The organism is Erysipelatoclostridium sp. MSK.23.31, assembly GCF_019125875.1.
GTDB lineage: Bacteria > Bacillota_I > Bacilli_A > Erysipelotrichales > Coprobacillaceae > Thomasclavelia > Thomasclavelia ramosa.
The window spans coordinates 1-17,648 of the sequence record NZ_JAHOCB010000009.1; the positions used below are offsets into that span (position 1 = coordinate 1).

Genomic DNA, 17,648 nt, shown 5'->3' on the forward strand with positions numbered 1-17,648 from the left:
AGAAAAGAGATAGCTTTCGCTATCTCTTAAGCCCCTCCACTATTGACACGGAGCCTTAAGACCTGCAAAAATTATTAATTATTTAAGCCTTGACCAACTTGTTGACCAACAATTGCACCATCATTGGTAGCTGTCACAACTTGGCGAAGTACTTTTTGACGAACATCACCAGCAGCATAAATACCTTTGACAGATGTTTCCATCAATTCATTTGTAATGATATAGCCACGCTCATCAGTAATTCCTAAGTCTTTAACAAAATCAGTAATTGGATCTAATCCTACAAATGGAAAGACACCCTTAACTGCTAATTCACTAACTTCACCAGTCTTACTATCTTCTAATGCAATCGCCGCAACCTTATTATCTTTTGCAATAAGATGATGAGGTTTTTTTAGAAAATGAATTTCAATTTTATCATTAGCTTGAACATGATCTTGAATTATTTTATCAGCTCTAAAAACATCCCGCCGAACAATTAAATGTACTTTTTTAGCAAATTTAGTTAAATAAATAGCTTCTTCTAATGCCGAATTACCCCCACCAACAACTGCTACTTCATCACCTTTAAAAAATGGTCCATCACAAACAGCACAATAAGAAACACCATGCCCGGTTAATTCTTCTTCCATCGGAATTCCCATTTTACGTTCCTTAGTTCCAGTAGCAATCAAGACATTTTTTGCTTCATATGACTGATCCGTTGTTATAACTTCTTTATAATCACCGTAATCAATTACTTTAGTTACTTCACCATATGCCTGTTCACCGCCAAATGATAATGCATGTTCATACATTTCATAAGCTAACTCAGGGCCAGTCTTCTTTTTTTGTCCAGGCCAGTTTTCGATTTCAGCACTGACATTCAACTTTCCTCCAGGTGCTCCAGCATCCAGCATCAACACCTCTGCCCCTGCCCTAGTTGCATATAAACATGCACTTAATCCAGCAGGACCAGCTCCAATAATAATTAAATCTTTCATCTTAACACGCTCCTTCTATATATGGAATGATTTCCTTCATCTCGTCGATCATTAAATCTGGTTCTAATTCTAATAAATGTTGATAACCTTTAGGTGACCATTTTACACCAATTGTTTTAATACCAGCATTTTTCCCAGCTTGAATATCAGTTATATTATCACCGATATATACAGCTTTTTTAACACCCAATAATTCCATTGCCTTGATTATTCCTTCTGGATCCGGCTTAGTGACCTTAACATCGTCTAATCCAATTACTACATCAAAATATTTTTTTAAATCAAAAGTGTTGAGTCCTACATCAGCAGCAACTTTTAATTTAGTCGTAACGATTCCTAAAGGATAACCTCTATTTTTTAAATATTCTAATGTTTCTACTACTGTCGGATAAACATAGACAAAATCCTCGTGATGACTATGGTTATAACTATGATAATAATTCAACAATTCATTAAACATTTCATCTGGAAAGTACTTCGAAAACGTTTCTTTTAAAGATGGTCCTAAAAAAGATAATAATTCATCTTCACTCAAAGTATACCCAGGCTGATACTTTTCAAATACTTTAATAAAAGTTCTTTTAATTAATTCATCTGTATATAAAACTGTTCCATCTAAATCAAATATTATTGCTGTATCCATAAAATCTCCTTTACACATCATAGTATATCACACGTAATTAAATGTGATAAAGATTATGCTTTATTATTTATGAATATAAGTCTATACTTATGACGAGGTGATTAAAATGAAAATTGCAATTGTATTTGATAGTCATACAGGTAATACCAAAAAAGTAGCTAATGTAATTAAAGAAGCTTGTATTAACGAAGAGGTTGTTTACTTCGGTGAACCTCAAACATTCAGTGACGCAGATCTGATTTTTATTGGAAGCTGGACCGATAAGGGTAACTGTAGTCAAAAGATTCAAAATTTTCTTACTACTCTTTCAAATGAAAAAATCGCTTTTTTTGCAACAGCTGGATTTGGTGGTTCTACTGAATACTATGATAAACTGGCAGAACGATTTGATAATGTTGTAAATACTAATAATAAGATATTAGGACACTTTTTCTGTCCCGGTAAGATGCCTTTATCAATACGTGATCGCTATGTTAAAATGATTCAAGAGCATCCTGAAGATAAACAGCTTCAAGTTAGTATTGATAACTTTGATGCAGCTCTATCACATCCAGATACAAATGATTTAGAAAATGCTAAAAAATATGCATTAGAGATGATAGCTAAGGTTTAAATATCTTAGCTATTTTATATATTAAAATAAATGAATTGGATTAATAAAATTAATTTTTTTATGTTATTATAATATAAAAGGAGTGGTAGGATGTTGAATGGAAAAGAATTATTAGATAATAATACGCATATAATTTATGAAAAAATTACTACTGATGAACTTCCGCTAAAAGTTATTGAGGTAACTTTAGCTAAAGATGATCCTAATTTAATCCCTCCAAAACATTGGCATCGTAGTTTAGAGTTTATTATTCCACTTACCGCATCAATTGAACTTTGGAGTAATGGGGAAACTTATTCAATTGCTCGTAATGGTTTAGCTATCATTAATTCACAAGCTATACATACGACTAAAATTATTGAATCAGAGGATTGTTTTAAAAGTATTGTTATTCAAATTAAGTATGATTTTCTAAAAAAATGCTATCCTGCATTTGATAATATCTATTTTTCTAATCATATAGTCCCAGAAATTGAACAAAAACTGGTCGTTCTTTTAACTAATTTGAGTTTAGAGTATCAACAAACTACTGAATTTAAATTACTTACTATTAATGGTTATTTATATTTAATTATTAGTATTTTATTAAAGTATCAAAAAAAGATTAGAAAAGTTGGTTACTTTCTTCAATCTGATCAAAAACTCCAAGAATTTATGAAAATTCTCTTTTATTTAGATGAACATTATTCTCAAGCACTAGATGTTTCCTCAATCGCGAACCAATTTAACTTCTCTTATGGTTATTTAGCAAGATTGTTCAAAAAACACTTAAATATTACGGTCAAACAATACTTAACTGCACAACGTTTAGAACACTGTACTAACGATTTGGTTCATACTAATTTAACCATTACTGAGATTGCGATGAAAAATGGCTTCTCTAGTACTAAATCTTTTAATCGTGAATTTAAACTCAAATATCATGAAACACCCCAAGTATATCGTAATAAAGTTAGAAAATGACCCTAATGTGGTCATTTTTTTCATATTTAAATTTTATAAATAAGCTTAAGATATAGGCAAGGTGAAAGGAGAAGAGAGAATGAAAAGATTATCAAAATTATTACTTGCCTTATTTATTGCTTGTAGCATTACCGGATGTTCTCAAAGCACAGAAGTTGTTGATGCAACTTATGAAATTTATATTGCCGGATATGATTGGGGATGTGGCGTCAATAAAACTATTTTGACATTAGACAAAGCTGTTGATGATGTTGACAAAAATGATTTTATGGTATCTGAAACAAAACAAGTAACTGATTGGGAAGATGAGGCACTCCCAGTTGTTGAAAAAACTTTGGAGCGTGTTGTTGATGATGCCTATTCTTGTGATAAAGATGGGCAAAAAATTGATGGAGAGTCTAAATATATTGCGATTGAGTTATATGTAAGCCCAAATGATGGTTCGCCATTATTATACTCTGCTACAACACATTATAATACATGGAGTGATCCGTATTATTTAAATATTTCATTAGCAAAAAACGGTGAAATAACGGTAGACGATAAAAAAGTTACTAAACTTGATGTTAGTACAGAATATACTAAAAAAATTACTGCTGCTGACGCTTTAGAATTAGAAAAATTTAAGGCTAGTGATGGAATTGAATTAAATTATGGTCATTTTAACCCTAAAGAACCTTCTAATACATTATTTGTGTGGTTACATGGTTCTGGTGAAGGGGGAACAGAGAATACTAATCCACAAGTAACCTCTTTATCAAATAAAGTAAGTGCTTATTTTAATGATGATTTCCAAAATGCTGTTGGCAATGCATATGTTTTAGTTCCTCAATGTCCAACTTTTTGGATGGATGCTGATGGTAATGGCGGTGAATGGAATGATGACTTATTAGTAACTCATGGTCCTTCTTATTATACTAATGCACTTATGGAATTAATTAAAGATTATCAGTCTCGATGCGGAGCTACTAAAGTCGTTCTTGCAGGATGTTCTGCAGGTGGATATATGACTATGCGTTTAATTTTAGATTATCCAGATTATTTTGCTGCAGCAATACCAATTTGTGAAGCCCTGCCTGATGATGTTATTAGTGACCAACAACTTTCTGAAATTAAAGATCTACCTCTATATTTTATTTATTCTAATGATGATCCTAGTATTATTCCAGAAAAATTTGAAATTCCTACTATTAACCGATTAAAAAATCTTGGTGCAACTAATCTACACGTTGCCACATTTGATTCGGTCATCGATACTTCTGGTAAATATAATGATTTAAATGATGGTGACCCATACCAATATAATGGTCACTGGTCATGGATCTATTTTGATAATAATGAAGCCGACTGTGATGAACATGGTGAAAAAGTTTGGCAATGGATTGGTGAACAAGTTAAATAAAATGAATATAAAAGATGTAACGGATAAATTTTTAAACGTTACATCTTTTAATTATAATTTTCAGTTAAGTTGACAATTATAGGGTTCCTCATTTAAATATTTTTATTGCTAAAAAGTCTTTCTAGTTCCCCTATTTTTTTAGTCTTTTGAAATATGAATATTAGATAAATCTAAATACTCCTGCTTATTGGAAAGAAATCCTGATTTAACTGAAACAAAACCTTTTAAAATATCATGGGCAAATTCCTCTCTGCCACTACTGATACCTGTTTTAAACATCTAATTAATATTCTAAAATCATTTTCTTATTCCAGTATTAATTAACCGATTGATGTCATTTAATTATTTAACACTTCCGCCATGGAATAAACACTCGTATACTTTAATATTATTATAGTATATTTCCTCTTTACCATTAAAAAATTCATAATCACCATCATAACTACAATGATATGTATAATTACCATTAGTATACAACGCCGGACCTCTAAAAGGAGAAATTCGATCAACTAATAATAGTGCTTCCTTCAAAAAATCACCACTAAAAGCCTCATCAAGCACTTTACCATAATAATTCATTACATAAAGTGGAATATTGTCTTTATAGACACATTCTTCACCACCAAAAAATTCACTGCCTACAAACGTATCAATATATAAATATTCATTTTCTTGATATTGATAATCATGGCTGTTAGGTCGACTGGAAACAGTTTTCCCCTCCTTTTTAGCATAGGTTGCTTTTTTTGCCTTTAACATAAAATCAATCCAGTTATAATTACTAATTTTACTTTCTATTTCCTGCTTAGCACAGTCATTATCCTTAACTAAGTTATCAATCGTTATCCCAAATATCACTGATAATCCCATGATATAATCGAGATTTGGCAGCACACTACCACTCTCCCATTTAGTTACTGTTTGGCGACTTACTTCAAGCAGATCAGCAAGCTCCTCTTGTGTTAATCCTTTACGTTTACGATATAAAATAATTTTATCTCCAATCATTTTCCATCCTCCTTTATTTTAGTATCATTTTACTATATATTTAAAAATTTTCGAGAAACTATAATTTACATTTTTAGCAACTATTATTGTCATCTTCAAAATATAAGGAAATAATAGTAATTATGTTGTACAATAAATTGGGGTGATAACATGAAAAAAATTAATATAACAGAAATTAAAGGCATTCAAATCGGCCAAGTCGAAAATCAAAAAGCTGGAACCGGCTGCACTGTAATCATCTGCAAAGATGGTGCTACAGCAGGTGTTGATGTAAGAGGTGGCGGCCCAGCAACTAGAGAAACAGACCTGCTAAATCCAATCAACATGGTCCAACAGATCAATGCTGTAATGCTAAGTGGCGGCAGTGCCTTTGGACTAGATGCGGCTAGTGGTGTAATGCAATATTTAGAAGAACATAACTGTGGTTTTGATATGAAGGTCGCCCATGTCCCTATTGTTTGTGGTGCATCTTTATTTGATTTAACAGTTGGTGATCCTAAAATTCGTCCAGATAAAGCAATGGGATATCAAGCTTGCCTTAATAGCGAAAAAAATGAACCGCTTAAAGAGGGTAACTATGGTGCCGGATGTGGTGCTAGTGTTGGTAAAATCATGGGTCCACAATATGCAATGAAAGGCGGCTTAGGTACTGCAGCCATCCAGATCGATAATCTTCAAGTTGGAGCAATTGTAGCAGTTAATGCCTGTGGAAATATTGTTGACTATAAAACTAATGAGCAGTTAGCTGGAATTTATGATTCAGAACACAATAGTATCATTCCTGCAGACGAGGTGATTTTTCAACAAATTGAAAAACTTCGCCAATTACCAAGTGGTAATACTACCATTGGTTGTATTATTACAAATGCCAAATTAGACAAAGCTCAATGTACAAAGATTGCAGGGATTGCCCACAACGGTTATGCCCGTGCTATTCAGCCTGTCCACACGATGAGTGATGGCGATACTATTTTTGTATTAAGTACTAATGAAGTTGAAGTAATGCCAGATGCCATTGGGATTCTTGCAACTGATTTAATGGCTAAAGCAGTCAATCGTGCGGTAAAAAAAGCCGACAGCGCCTACGGTTTAAAATCATACAAAGAATTACATAAATAATTATTATTACAGTTGGCAGCAATAATAAATTGTACTATAATCTTATCGTCAAACCGTATCAAGAAGATATTTTCAAGAGATCATCATGACTCTTAGAAAAATGGGAAGATATGGCGAGACACTCATAATAAACATCACATCTAAAAAGAGTGATAGTAGGAGGAAAAAATGAGATCTAAAAAAACACAGTACATGACTTTCATGGCAATGTTTCTTGCTATTGAAATCATCCTTGTCGTAACACCGCTTGGTTATATCCCAATCGGTCCTTTAAGTGCTACGACAATGCACATTCCTGTAATCATTGCTGGGATTACATTAGGAAAAAAGGCAGGAGCCCAACTTGGTTTGGTCTTTGGACTAACTAGTTTAATTCGTGCAACGATTCAGCCGGGAATTACATCATTTTGTTTTTCACCATTCGTTACAGTGGGAAACATTAGCGGGGATTGGCGAAGCGTTATAATTGCTCTTGTTCCAAGAATATTACTTGGCTATCTTGCTGGAGTAATCTTTGAATTTATAAAAAACAAGTTTAATAATGAAAATGCTGCAGCAGTGATTGGTGCTTTAATTGGAACGATTACAAATACTGTACTTGTCCTAGGCGGAATTTACTTTTTCTTTGGCACTGCTTATGCTGATGCAGTTAATATTGCCTATAGTTCATTGCTGGCAATGTTATTTGGTGTTGTGACTACTAATGGTATCGTTGAGGCACTTATTGGGGCGGTCGTTACCCTCCTGGCATATAAAGCAATTAAACCAATGGCAACAAATATAAAATAATTTAAGGTTAAGTTACCCTTTAAATTCATTACTATTAGTAAGAAGTGTGTTATTATCACTTCTTATTTTATTATAGTTTATTTATACTTTTGGTATTTATAAAAATTATTTTTACTTTTACAATTAAAATGATAGAAACTTATCTTTTCATTTAGCTAATTTCTATAATTTATAGATAAAATAGTTTCTTCTTCTCTTTGAGGAATTGTAAATATGACTATATCTTTTATAATAAAGATATAGTCATATCATATAGAAAAGAGGAAAATAAAAATGGCAGATTCAAAAATTATCTTTATTGATGTTGATGGAACTTTAGTTGATTATGAAAACAAATTGCCAGCTTCAGCAGACAAAGCAATTAAACAAGCACGTAAAAATGGACATCGTGTGTATATATGTACTGGACGAAGTAAAGCTGAGGTATACCCTTATTTATGGGATATTGGTCTTGATGGCATGATTGGTGGGAATGGCAGTTATGTAGAAGATGGGGATACGGTTGTTATGCATCAGTTAATTACTGCTGAGCAATGTAAACATATCGTAGACTGGTTAAAAAGTCGAGGACTTGAATTCTATCTTGAAAGTAATAATGGTTTATTTGCGAGTGAAAACTTTGAAACTCGGGGAGAACCAGTAATTCAAGAATATAGTAAACGTAAAGGTAAAGAACATAGTGATCAAATTAAAGTTCGAGATGTTTTTCCAGAAATGATTTTTGATGGTGAATTATATCGTGATGATTTGAATAAAGTTAGTTTTATTCTTGAAAGTTATCAAGATCATCTTGATTCAATTGAAGAATTTCCTGATTTAAAAGCTGGTACATGGGGCGGTGCAGGGGAAATTGCTCTATTTGGTGATTTAGGCGTTAAAGATATTACTAAAGCTCATGCTATTGATGCTTTATTAGAGTATCTAGGTGCAGATATTGAGGATACATATGCCTTTGGTGATGCTAAAATAGATATTCCAATGCTTGATTATTGCCATATTGGTGTTGCTATGGGAAGTGGTGGCGATGAAATCAAAGCTATGGCTGATTATATAACTGATGATGTCGACCAAGACGGTTTGTATAATGCTTTTGTTCGTTTTGGTTTAATTGAAGCAGAGTAAAAAAAAATATAATGAAAACGAAGGGAATTTTTCCTTCGTTTTCATTATATTTTTTATAATATTTCTATCAAATCATTCTATTATATAATTATTCTTAACACTAAATTTATAAGAAAATCAATAATTTATACAGCTTTATCAAACTGACTATTATAAAGCTCTGCATAGAAACCACCACGACTTAATAAATCTTCATGATTTCCACTTTCAATAATATCACCATCTTTCATTACTAGAATTAAATCTGCGTTTTTAATTGTTGAAAGACGATGCGCAATAACAAAGGAAGTTCGTCCCTCCATTAATTCATCCATGGCCTTTTGAATCTGTAACTCTGTTCTAGTATCTACTGAACTAGTAGCTTCATCAAGAATCAACATTGGTTTATCAGCAATCATCGCTCGAGCAATCGTCAACTGTTGTTTTTGTCCTTGTGATAAATTTACTTGATCATTAAGTACCGTATCATAACCATATGGAAGTGTTCTGATAAAATGATCTAAGCCTACTGCTTTACATGCTTCTTCAATTATCTGATTAGATATATTTTTAGTATTATAAACCAAATTCTCACGCACTGTTCCTTCAAAAAGCCACGTATCTTGAAGAACCATACAGAATTGTCCGTGGACATCTTCTCGACGTAAATCTTTAGTTGGAATATTATCAATTCTAATTTCGCCACGATCAACTTCGTAAAAACGCATCAATAAGTTGATTATCGTTGTTTTACCAGCTCCAGTTGGCCCAACAATAGCAATCTTTTGACCAGGTTCAGCACGAGCAGAAAAATCATTAATAATAATCTTATTGCTATCATAACCAAAATGAACATGTCTAAATTCTACTCCACCTTTGGCTTTGGACAAGCGTTTTACTTTATGACTCTCATCAGCCATTTCTTGAGCTTCTAAAAATTCAAATACACGCTCTCCTGCTGCAGCCGCTGACTGTAATGATTGAGCTGCTTGAGCTAACTGTGATAATGGCTGAGTAAAATATCTAATATACATCATAAATGCTACAATTACTCCAAATGATATATCTCCACTCATTGCTAATGCAGCGCCAATAATGCATACTGCTACGTATCCAAAGTTACCAATAAAACTCATGATTGGCATCATTAATCCAGATAAGCATTGGGCCTTAAAACCACTATTACGTAAATTATTATTCTGTCTTGTAAAAGCTTCTTTTGCCTTAACTTCACCATTATAAGCCTTAACAATCGTATGACCAGTATAAATTTCTTCAACATATCCATTGATTTCACCAAGATGTTTTTGCTGGCGAGCAAAATATTTTTGCGATTTAGACATAATTACCAGCATTAAAGCAAAACCTATAACCGTTGCTAGAACTGCAGTAAAAGTCATAATGAGATTAGTTTTTAACATCATTATAAGTGAACCAGCTAATAAAGTGACTGATGAAACTAATGTTCCAACACTCTGATTTAATGATTGTCCAATCATATCAATATCGTTGGTAACTCTCGATAATATATCACCAGTTGAAGTATGATTATAAAAACTAATTGGCAAGCGATTAATTTTACGCGAAATATCTCTTCTTAAATTTTTAGTAACCCACTGAGTTACTGTTGCCATGACAAATCCCTGAAATAAAGAAAAAAAAGCACTAGTAACATAAAATCCGACTAATGTAAGACCAATTTTACCAATCCTTGTCATATCAATTCCCGTCATTATTCCATTTGTAATTAAATCTGTTAATTCTGATAATCTGTCTGGACCTATCAAGGTTAATATTGTTCCAAATATGGCACTGATAATTGCCATAACCATTACAATCCAATACTTTCTACAATATTTTAACAATTTTAACCATGTTTCCTTAAAATCTTTAGATTTTTCTTTACTACCCATATTAACCCCAGGAGCTTTTAAATCATTTTTCTCTAAATACTTTCCTTCTGCCATTATTCTAATTCCTCCTTTGATAACTGTGAACGAGCTATTTGTTGGTAAACTTGACAATTCTTCATTAAGTCTTCATGTGTTCCCATCCCTACAATAACCCCTTCATCAAGAACAATAATTTTATCAGCATCTCGAATCGTACCAATTCGTTGAGCAACGATCAATTTGGTAGCATCGCAACAATCTTTCTTTAAAGCTTCTCGAAGTTTTTGATCTGTTTTATAGTCTAGTGCAGAAAACGAATCATCAAAAATCATAATTTCGGGTTGACGACATATTGCCCGGGCAATAGAAATCCGTTGCTTTTGCCCACCTGAGTAATTAGAACCGCCTTGGGCAACATAGCTATTATATCGGCGTGGTGAAGCCTCAACAAAATCAGAAGCTTGAGCTGTATAAATGGCATCAATGACATTGTTTTGAAGATTATTATTTCTACCATTATCACCATAGGCAACATTAGATTCAATAGTTCCACTAAAAAGAACTGCTTTTTGGGATACATAACCGATTTTGTTATGTAAGGCATATTGTGTATAAGCTTTAACATTAATCCCATCTACGAGTACTTCACCTTCTGTTACATCATAAAAACGTGGAACTAGATTAATCACTGTACTTTTACCGCATCCAGTTGAACCGATAAAAGCAACTGTTTCTCCTTGAGCAACAGTAAAAGTAATATTTTGTAAAACATAATCTTCAGCATCAGGATATTTAAAACTGACATTTTTAAATTCAATTTGTCCTTTAATACCCGGTTTAGCGACAGTTACTGTACCATCATTAATTATTGGTACTGTTTCTAATACTTCCATGATTCGCTTTGATGAAACCGATGCTCTTGGAAACATTATAAAAATCATAACAAGCATCATAAAAGCCATAACTACTTGCATTGCATATGTAGAAAATACCACCATATCTGAAAATAAGTTTAGTTTATCCATCATAGCAGCATTTTCAATCAGGATGGCTCCAATCCAATAAATGGCCAATGTCAGACCACTCATGATTCCTTGAATTCCTGGACTCATGATTGCCATAACTCGGTTTGCAAACAAGTTTGCTGAGGTTAACTCCTGATTGGCATTTTCAAATTTATTCTCTTGATAATTCTCAGCATTATAAGCCCGAACAACACTTATTCCCGTTAAATTTTCACGAGTAACCCGATTCAAATCATCTGTCAACTGTTGTAATTTTTTAAATTTTGGTAATGCAAAAATCATGCAACTTCCTACAATAACTAATAAAACGATTACAGCTACACCCGTTGAAGCTGTCCATTGCCAGCTTTTACCAGCAATCTTGAAAATTGCCCAAACAGCCATAATCGGTGCCTTAATAATAGCTTGTAATCCCATTACAACAAGTGTTTGAATTTGTGAAATATCATTAGTTGAACGTGTAATCAGACTTGCTGTTGAGAAACTACCAATTTCTTCCATTGAAAAAGCTTGTACTTTATCAAACAATCGCTCTCTTAAATTAGCAGCAAAATTTGTAGCTACCCTTGCTGCAAAGATTGCTACAACTACCGATGAAGCTAAACTTCCTAATGCACATCCTAACATCTTTACACCTGACTCAATTATTTCATCCATTGTACTTCCTGTTGTTTGGACTAGCATTGTTATTTTTGACATATAATCTGGGAGTTTAAGATCTAACCATACTTGTAAAATAATAAATGCTAGACAGATAATAATTAAGCTCCAATCTTTTTTAGTAAAGTTTTTAAATATTTTTATCATTCAAAATCTCCTTTCGCTTTATAAGTCCATCTTAAACAATAAAAATAAACCAAAACTAAACTAAAAGAACTAACTTTAATCTCGTTAGTTCTTTGCATATGTATTTGTATTACAAATTGAGAGGCAATGTTACAATAAAAGTTGTTTCATTTTTATTGCTATCAACATCGATAGTACCACTATGAAGACTAACAATTTTCTTAACGATAGCAAGCCCGATTCCTGTTCCCTCAGTAGCATGTGAAGTATCTCCTTGATAAAATTTATTATAAAGATATTTTTTCTCTTCATCAGTAATTTTAGGTCCATTATTGCTAATTAAGATTTGATAATCACTTTGATTATGAATAATTTTAATTCCTAATTTACCATCTCTTGGGGCAAACTTAATTGCATTATCAAGTAAATTAATCCATACTTGATACAATAACTCTTGATTCCCAGCTATTTGATGTTCATCAAAATCAATAATTAGATTCAAATTTTTATTAGACCATTTCTTTTCTAATAAAAGAAGACAATTACGAATTTGCTCCGATAAATTGAAACTAGTAATATTACTTAGTATTGTCTGTTTTTCAATCTTATTTAGATTTAATACATTAGTAGCCATATCTGCTAAACGACTAGATTCAGTTTCAATAATTTGTAAATATTTATCATGCGTTTTTTGATCAAGATTATCTTTTTGTAATAATTTGGCAAATCCTTTAATTGATACAATCGGTGTCTTAAATTCATGTGAAAAATCATTAATAAAATTAGTTCGTAACATTTCAGTATTTTCTAGTTCCTCAGCCATTGTATTAAAACTGTCTGTTAATTCCTGTGAAATACGGTGCTTCCCTAAATTAATGCGAATATCATATTTTCCATGAGCTAACTGATTCATTGCTTCAATTAATGTATTTAATGGTCTGAGTGGAAAGTGACTCCCAAGTGCTGCAACTATTGTCCCAATAACAATACTTGTCATTGCAAAGATAATAATTTGAAAATGAATTGGAGCCGATGCAGTTTGTGATATTCCTAATACACCGATTTGTGTTAAGAAAAATATTACACATCCAACGATTATCATAGTAACTACTAAAATTATAAATACTACAATCGTAAATATTAAAGTTAGTAATGCTCGTGGCGGTGCTTTTTTACGATTCATCATTTCTTACCGCCTTATAGCCAAGTCCTCTAACTGAGATAATTTCAAACTCTGGCCAATCTTCAAATCGTTTTCGCAATCGAGCGACATGAACCGTGACAGTTTCCCATCCAGTATCGCTATCAACACCCCATATTTCATCCATTAATTGTATTCGCGTGAAAATTTTACCCGGATATGAAAGCAGCTTATATAAAAGCATAAATTCTTTTTGGGGTAATTCCTGACAGGTATTTTTTCGCTTCACTGTTAGTGAATCATAATCTAAAATAACTTCACCAATTATAATTCGATGCTCATTTACAATCTTAGCCCGCCGTAATAATGCCTTAACACGTAAGAGTAATTCCTCTTCGTCAAACGGCTTGGTCATAAAATCATCTGTTCCAACTATAAATCCCTTATTTCGATCAGCAGGTAATTGTTTTGCTGAAACCATTAAAATAGGTAGTTCATTTTGTACTCTACGTAATATTTCAGTAAACTCATAACCATCCATTTTGGGCATCATTACATCTAAAATTACCAAATCAATATGACTTCTATCCAAAACCTTTAAAGCATCTTCGCCATCAGTTGCACCTATAACAATATAATTTTCTGTTTCTAAAACAGCCTTGATCAATTGGCGAGTATTTTTATCGTCATCAACAACAAGAATATGAAACATAGCCTATCACCTCACTACTATATAGTATATCAGTTTTATAAACTCTAACTAAACTAAATTATATTGTATAAAAAAGTAATCTTATTTTGCCATCTCTAATTACATTATTTAAAAGTAATTTGAATAAAAGAGCCAATCAACTAATTTTAGTTAACTGACTCTTTTTCTTATTGTCTAGATTTTTTTCTAAACAATGATTTCAACCCTCGCTTGATTACTTGAAAAAAACTAAGTGATCGAACTAAATTTTCTGAGGGAATATATTTATTAATAGCACGTAATAATGCTTTATTATCGCGTGATGAGAAAGTAAAATTCCCATTATTTTTGGTAACAACGGCAAAGCGAGGAATCCATTTTCCTTTAAACATAACTGAAGCCATTACACAATTAACTTCTTCCCATGGAATTTGAATATAATCTCTAATATTTTTTTCATTATAGAATTCAAATGCTTTATCGCCTACCATGACTTCTCCGTAATTAGCAAGACCAAGATAAGAAGTTGCTTTGACTGTTAAATCTACTTTAGTATTTAAAGATTGTACCATATATTTCCTCCTTTACAGCTGCCATGTATTTTCTTTATTATATTACATTATTCCACCAAGACGTGCAAGAATTCCGATAATGAATAAAGCAACGATAATAACGATTGGTGATACTTTCTTTTTCAATAGCCAACAGCATAATAATGTTAATAATAATGCTGATAAACCTGGAATAAGTTGATCTAAATTTTGTTGTAGGGTCGTAACTTTCTCAACATTTAAACCATTAGATCCTAATGATGCAAACTGTTCTAATGCTGATTTGATCCCGTCTACACCAGAAGGCAAACTATTCCAATCAATATATGCGCCCTTTGACTGCGTAACAGTTGATACAACCGGAGTAAAAGTAATACTTACCCAACGTTGTACTAATGATCCGATAATGAACATCCCAAGAATTGAAGCACCTTGAGTAATTTTACCTAATAATCCACCAGATAAGTCTTGTGCAATTGAAGTACCAACTTTATATCCAAATTCTTGTGTATACCACAAAAATGCGATACGAATGATATTCCATGCAAAGAAAAAGATTAATGGACCAATAATATTACCACTTAATGCTAGAGAAGCACCTAATGCTCCTAAAATTGGTCTAAGAGTAAACCAGAAGACAGGATCTCCAACCCCAGCTAAAGGACCCATCATCCCAACTTTTACACCTTGGATTGCAGTATCATTGATTTCTGCTCCATTAGCACGTTCCTCTTCTAATGCTAATGTAACACCCATGACTGGCGCTGATACATATGGATGAGTATTGTAAAATTCCATATGTCTTTTTAAAGCCGCTACTTTATCTTCCTTATTTGGATATAATTTTTTGATTGCTGGGATAATTGAATAACACCAACCACCATTTTGCATACGTTCATAGTTCCAAGAACCTTGAAGGAACTGATGACGCCAAGCAACAGACATACGATCTTTTTTTGATAATTTAATTTTTTCTGCCATAATTTCTTTCCTCCTTCAAGATTTTAATAGTCATTTAAGATATCGCCTAATGGATCTCCAGAACCTGTTGAACCGCCACCATTAGAGCCACTGTTTTCTTTTAATCCTAAATAGATGATTGCTAAAGCAACACCAATTGCTCCTAATGCGATCAATGTTAATTCACCGATTGCAGCAAGAACAAAACCTAATGCAAAGAATGGCCATGTTTCTTTAGTAGACATCATATTGATTACCATTGCATAACCAACTGCCGCTACCATTCCACCACCAACAGTCATTCCGCCAGATAGCCATGGTGGCATTTGATTTAATGCATCAGTTACAACTGCCGCAGGAACAACACAAAGTGCTGCAGCAGGAATTGCAATTCGAATTCCTTGTAATAAGATTGCTAAAATTTGCCACATGTCGATTGCACGCATATTTCCTTGTTCGGCTGCCCCATCCATAAAGTGAACAATTGGGATTGTAAGAGTACGACAGATCATTGTTAAGAATAAACCTGCTACTGATAAAGGGATTGCAACTGCGATTGCAGTAGAAATAGCTGTTTGCACATCAGTTGCTCCACCTTCTAAACCTAATACCATAATAATTGATGAAGCTACAGAAGCTAATGCTGCATCTGGTGCTACAGCAGCTCCTACATTGGCCCACCCTAATGCAATCATTTGAAGCGAACCACCTAGAATAATCCCTTCAGTTAAGTGACCACTTACTAAACCGATTAAAGTACATGCCACTAACGGTTGGTGAAATTGGAACTCATCCAGAATTCCTTCCATCCCCGCTAGTAAGGCAATTATAATAATTAAGATTATTGTAATTAAAGACATTATAATTCCTCCCTACATTTTATTTTTAAACATTTTTCAATTCTGCTTTTGCTTTCTTTAAAAGCGTATCAATATTTTCATTTGAATCACTTGGTACTTTACGAACATTAAAAGTAATTCCTTTAGCTTTAATTTTTTCAATTGTTTCAATATCTTCCGGCCCCATTGCAATAGCTTTATTTACTACCACTTTACCAATTGAATGAGCCATTGAACCAATATTTAATTCTTTAATATCTACACCGCCTTCGATTGCCCGTAATGCATCTTGAGGTGTTTCAAATAATAACATTGCTTTGGTATTACCAAAACGTGGATCTTTAGCCACTTGAATCATTTTATCAATTGGAACAACATTAGCCTTAACTCCTGGTGGCGCGGCTTGTTCAATCATCTGTTTCCGTAATTTATCTTTTGAAACAGCATCAGAAACAACGATGATTCGATTTGGTTGTGTTGTTTTAGTCCAAGTAGTTGCAACTTGACCATGCAATAAACGCGTGTCAATTCGTGCCAGAACATATTTAATATGTCCATCCCCTAATACAGTTCCCTCAGGAATAGCTCCTTGTGACTGTGTATTAATAGCTTGAGCCGCTACTTTCGTTTCTGGTTCTAATTCTTCAGGTTTTACTTTTACCCCTTCTCTAGCAACTTCAGTAACATGTTTAGCAATTTCATGCGCTGTTTCCATCGACATTCTAGAAGCATAAGTCTCAATCAGCATTGGTAAATTTAAACCCGTAACGATTGCCCACTTATCTTCATGACCAGCAATTAATCCATTAGCCTGATTAAATGGTGTACCACCCCATAAATCAACTAAAAATAGTACTTCGTCTTGATTTTCAAAAGTAGCTATTGCCGCTTCCATTTTTGCTTTAAGATCATCAGGTCCTTCACTTGGTTGCAAAGTAACTGCTTTTACATCGACTTGATCTCCAAAGATCATTGCCCCGGATTGTAGAATCCCGTTAGCAAACTCACCATGACTAGCAAGAATAATTCCTACCATTATAAATTCCTCCCTTTCTTTTAAATACTTTATAACGCAAAAAAACAGGCAAACTATTATTAAAAGATACAAAAATACCATCTTTGTTCTTTTTTTAAATAGTTAA

18 protein-coding genes are annotated in these 17,648 nt (G+C 33.0%); 6 read left to right on the forward strand and 12 right to left on the reverse strand.

The window, feature by feature from the left end; all coding sequences use genetic code 11:
- Positions 1 to 74: 74 nt before the first annotated feature.
- Both trxB and ppaX read right to left on the reverse strand, forming a co-directional pair.
- A complete protein-coding gene (trxB, locus tag KSU54_RS05880; protein WP_003535221.1) occupies positions 75 to 983 on the reverse strand; it encodes a thioredoxin-disulfide reductase in 909 nt (302 codons plus the stop codon).
- A 1-nt stretch (position 984) separates the two neighbouring features.
- Positions 985 to 1,626, reverse strand: a complete 642-nt coding sequence (gene ppaX / locus KSU54_RS05885) for a pyrophosphatase PpaX (RefSeq protein WP_008792452.1) — start codon at positions 1,624 to 1,626, stop codon at positions 985 to 987.
- 106 nt (positions 1,627 to 1,732) lie between these two features.
- On the opposite strand from ppaX, the gene bilS reads away from it, so the two are divergent.
- The 3 genes from bilS (at position 1,733) to KSU54_RS05900 (ending at position 4,604) form a co-directional block, all read left to right on the forward strand.
- Positions 1,733 to 2,239 (forward strand): flavodoxin family protein BilS, encoded by a 507-nt coding sequence (bilS, locus tag KSU54_RS05890; protein ID WP_003535225.1) that lies wholly within the window; start codon positions 1,733 to 1,735, stop codon positions 2,237 to 2,239.
- Between the two features lie 90 nt (positions 2,240 to 2,329).
- A complete protein-coding gene (locus KSU54_RS05895; protein WP_003535226.1) occupies positions 2,330 to 3,202 on the forward strand; it encodes an AraC family transcriptional regulator in 873 nt (290 codons plus the stop codon).
- Positions 3,203 to 3,281: 79 nt separating this feature from the next.
- Positions 3,282 to 4,604: a hypothetical protein gene (locus tag KSU54_RS05900; protein WP_117792055.1), complete on the forward strand. Its 1,323-nt coding sequence runs from the start codon at positions 3,282 to 3,284 to the stop codon at positions 4,602 to 4,604.
- A gap of 138 nt (positions 4,605 to 4,742) precedes the next feature.
- Here KSU54_RS05900 and KSU54_RS05905 read toward each other — a convergent pair whose 3' ends face one another.
- The gene (locus KSU54_RS05905; RefSeq protein WP_003535231.1) at positions 4,743 to 4,883 is read right to left on the reverse strand and encodes a hypothetical protein; all 141 of its coding nucleotides are present in this window, start codon (positions 4,881 to 4,883) and stop codon (positions 4,743 to 4,745) included.
- Positions 4,884 to 4,946: 63 nt separating this feature from the next.
- On the reverse strand, positions 4,947 to 5,612 hold the full coding sequence (locus tag KSU54_RS05910; RefSeq protein WP_008792455.1) for a DUF5680 domain-containing protein: 666 nt from the start codon (positions 5,610 to 5,612) through the stop codon (positions 4,947 to 4,949).
- Between the two features lie 150 nt (positions 5,613 to 5,762).
- On the opposite strand from KSU54_RS05910, the gene KSU54_RS05915 reads away from it, so the two are divergent.
- The 3 genes from KSU54_RS05915 to KSU54_RS05925 all read left to right on the forward strand — a co-directional run bounded on the left by KSU54_RS05915 (position 5,763) and on the right by KSU54_RS05925 (position 8,642).
- Positions 5,763 to 6,731 carry a P1 family peptidase gene (locus KSU54_RS05915; RefSeq protein WP_003535233.1) on the forward strand — a complete coding sequence of 323 codons (969 nt, stop codon included), beginning with the start codon at positions 5,763 to 5,765 and terminating at the stop codon, positions 6,729 to 6,731.
- A 168-nt stretch (positions 6,732 to 6,899) separates the two neighbouring features.
- Positions 6,900 to 7,520, forward strand: coding sequence for an ECF transporter S component (locus tag KSU54_RS05920; protein ID WP_003535234.1), 621 nt, complete (start codon positions 6,900 to 6,902; stop codon positions 7,518 to 7,520).
- 273 nt (positions 7,521 to 7,793) lie between these two features.
- Positions 7,794 to 8,642 carry a Cof-type HAD-IIB family hydrolase gene (locus tag KSU54_RS05925; protein ID WP_003535235.1) on the forward strand — a complete coding sequence of 283 codons (849 nt, stop codon included), beginning with the start codon at positions 7,794 to 7,796 and terminating at the stop codon, positions 8,640 to 8,642.
- Between the two features lie 125 nt (positions 8,643 to 8,767).
- Here KSU54_RS05925 and KSU54_RS05930 read toward each other — a convergent pair whose 3' ends face one another.
- The 8 genes from KSU54_RS05930 to KSU54_RS05965 form a co-directional block, all read right to left on the reverse strand.
- Positions 8,768 to 10,588 carry an ABC transporter ATP-binding protein gene (locus tag KSU54_RS05930; RefSeq protein ID WP_008792457.1) on the reverse strand — a complete coding sequence of 607 codons (1,821 nt, stop codon included), beginning with the start codon at positions 10,586 to 10,588 and terminating at the stop codon, positions 8,768 to 8,770.
- The gene (locus KSU54_RS05935; protein WP_003535237.1) at positions 10,588 to 12,345 is read right to left on the reverse strand and encodes an ABC transporter ATP-binding protein; all 1,758 of its coding nucleotides are present in this window, start codon (positions 12,343 to 12,345) and stop codon (positions 10,588 to 10,590) included. Before KSU54_RS05935 ends, KSU54_RS05930 begins: the two co-directional genes overlap by 1 nt.
- 109 nt (positions 12,346 to 12,454) lie before the next feature.
- Positions 12,455 to 13,510 carry a sensor histidine kinase gene (locus KSU54_RS05940; RefSeq protein WP_003535238.1) on the reverse strand — a complete coding sequence of 352 codons (1,056 nt, stop codon included), beginning with the start codon at positions 13,508 to 13,510 and terminating at the stop codon, positions 12,455 to 12,457.
- Positions 13,497 to 14,177 carry a response regulator transcription factor gene (locus KSU54_RS05945; protein ID WP_003535239.1) on the reverse strand — a complete coding sequence of 227 codons (681 nt, stop codon included), beginning with the start codon at positions 14,175 to 14,177 and terminating at the stop codon, positions 13,497 to 13,499. Before KSU54_RS05945 ends, KSU54_RS05940 begins: the two co-directional genes overlap by 14 nt.
- Positions 14,178 to 14,344: 167 nt before the next feature.
- Complete coding sequence (locus KSU54_RS05950; protein WP_003535240.1) at positions 14,345 to 14,728, reverse strand: DUF956 family protein; 384 nt, start codon at positions 14,726 to 14,728, stop codon at positions 14,345 to 14,347.
- 42 nt (positions 14,729 to 14,770) lie between these two features.
- Entirely contained in the window at positions 14,771 to 15,688 is a 918-nt protein-coding gene (locus KSU54_RS05955) for a PTS system mannose/fructose/sorbose family transporter subunit IID (protein ID WP_003535241.1), read from the reverse strand.
- Positions 15,689 to 15,711: 23 nt separating this feature from the next.
- Complete coding sequence (locus KSU54_RS05960; protein WP_003535242.1) at positions 15,712 to 16,527, reverse strand: PTS mannose/fructose/sorbose transporter subunit IIC; 816 nt, start codon at positions 16,525 to 16,527, stop codon at positions 15,712 to 15,714.
- A 25-nt stretch (positions 16,528 to 16,552) separates the two neighbouring features.
- The gene (locus KSU54_RS05965) at positions 16,553 to 17,542 is read right to left on the reverse strand and encodes a mannose/fructose/sorbose PTS transporter subunit IIA (RefSeq protein ID WP_008792459.1); all 990 of its coding nucleotides are present in this window, start codon (positions 17,540 to 17,542) and stop codon (positions 16,553 to 16,555) included.
- Positions 17,543 to 17,648 lie beyond the last annotated feature (106 nt).